This window comes from Sandarakinorhabdus rubra, from assembly GCF_010994245.1.
Taxonomy (GTDB): domain Bacteria; phylum Pseudomonadota; class Alphaproteobacteria; order Sphingomonadales; family Sphingomonadaceae; genus Sandarakinorhabdus; species Sandarakinorhabdus rubra.
Window position 1 is genome coordinate 1 of sequence record NZ_WMHO01000328.1, and the last position, 1,815, is coordinate 1,815.

Sequence of the window (1,815 nt, forward strand, 5' to 3'; positions counted from 1 at the left end):
GCTGGGCACGCTTGTCCGCCGGCCGGCGAGCCTGCCGCCACAGCCGCACCTGCCAGCCCCCTTCGACATCCAGTGGGCGCGCGACTGGGGCGCTGCCATGGCCGAGGCCGCAGCCGCCAGCCTGGCCGAGGAACCGGCGACCGACCTGACGTTGAAGAACACGGCCGAAACCGCACGTTGGGCCGCCGCGCTCGATGGGATCAGCCTGGCGCCCGGCCATGTCCGCACGGCCCGCAAGGGCAGCGTGACCGAATGGCCGGGCTTTGCCGAGGGGGCCTGGTGGGTGCAGGATCTGGCCGCCAGCCTGCCGGCCCGGCTCCTGCCGGCCAAGGCGGGGGACCGCGTGCTCGATCTGTGCGCGGCGCCCGGCGGCAAGACGCTGCAGCTGGCAGCGCGCGGCTGCGCGGTGACCGCGCTCGACGTGTCGGACGACCGGCTGGAGCGCGTGCGCCAGAACCTGGACCGGACAGGGCTTGAGGCGACGCTTGTGGCAGCCGATGCGCTGCGCTGGCAGCCAGATGGCCTGTTCGACCATATCCTGCTCGATGCGCCCTGCTCGGCCACTGGCATCTTCCGCCGCCACCCCGACGTTTTGCACCTGAAGGGCAATGCCGGTCTGGGGCCGGTGACACTGCTGCAGGCGGCCCTGCTGCGCCGCGCGGTGGCCTGGCTGAAGCCGGGCGGGCGGCTGGTCTATGCCACCTGCAGCCTTGATCGGCGCGAGGGCGAAGCCATTGCCGAACGGGTGATCGCCGGCGCCCCGCGCGAAATCATCGGCGCCGATGAACTGCCCGTCGGCCTGGCGCCCACGCCCGAGGGCTTCGTGCGCACCCTGCCCGGCCAGGTGGCCGGCGGCATCGATGGCTTCTTCATCGCCCGCCTGCGCCGCCTGGCGGACTGACCACAAACGAAGAAGGGCGCCGCCGTGGCCGGCAGCGCCCCGTTCGTCAGCCCGACCGCCCTTTCGGCGGCCCGGCAATTCACTTCAGATATTGGGCGATGAACTTGTTCATCTCGAACATCGTGCATTCGTCCTTGCCGAAGATCGGCTTGAGCTTGGCATCAGCCAGGATCACGCGCTTGTCGGTCGGCTTCTGCAGCTTGTTGGCGCGGATATAGTCCCACACCTTTGCCACCACCTGGCCGCGCGGCAGCGGCGCGGCACCAACGATGGCCGCCAGCGGTCCCTGCGGCGTCAGCGGTTTCATGAGGGCCGACGTGTTACGACCGCTCTTGGCTTCCTTGGCCATTCCAATCCCCTTCGTCTTTGACTGGCCCCCCAGTGGGCCTGCATTATCAGTGACCCTGATGACAGGCCTTTAAGCTGCGATGTTGGCCAACGCGCAAGCGGAAAATCGCGTAGTTTTGCCAACAAAGCCGCCAAACCGCCTCCGGCGTTGCATTGTTGCAACCATAAGGGTGAATATTCCGAGGTTCAGAATCGCCGGACGAAGCGAATCTGCCACCAGCGCGGCGCGTTCAGCACCGGCAGGCCGGCCACCGCGCCATCCACCAGCGCTCGATCGAGGCAGTTGCTGCACTCCAGGCTCATCAGCCAGCCGCCATCAGGAATCTCCATCTGCAGGGCCGCCGCCACCTGCCAACCGCCGGGCGCCATGCCGCCATCAAGATGCCCGCGGCCATCCGCCGACACCACATCCCCGGCGGCCACGGCCATGCTGCTGCGCCAGTCGAGCGCAAGTCGTGGCACCAGGATGGCGCCGGTGCCGGGCAGCGGCTGTCGCCACGCCGCCGAAAGGCCGGCCGCGGCATCGGGGGCGAACAGCGGCCGCGTCGGCAGGCCGGCGGGCACGG

At 69.5% G+C, this 1,815-nt stretch carries 3 protein-coding genes; 1 reads left to right on the plus strand and 2 read right to left on the minus strand.

The window, feature by feature from the left end; genetic code table 11:
- Positions 1-901 (plus strand): RsmB/NOP family class I SAM-dependent RNA methyltransferase (locus GJV64_RS14080; RefSeq protein ID WP_164158065.1); only part of this gene is annotated, 901 nt, incomplete at its 5' end.
- 79 nt (positions 902-980) lie between these two features.
- On the opposite strand, the gene GJV64_RS14085 is transcribed toward GJV64_RS14080, so the two are convergent.
- Positions 981-1,250: an SWIB/MDM2 domain-containing protein gene (locus GJV64_RS14085; RefSeq protein ID WP_205599649.1), complete on the minus strand. Its 270-nt coding sequence runs from the start codon at positions 1,248-1,250 to the stop codon at positions 981-983.
- A 185-nt stretch (positions 1,251-1,435) separates the two neighbouring features.
- Positions 1,436-1,815, minus strand: a 380-nt coding sequence (locus GJV64_RS14090; protein WP_164158068.1) for a hypothetical protein, incomplete at its 5' end; no start/stop codon positions are given.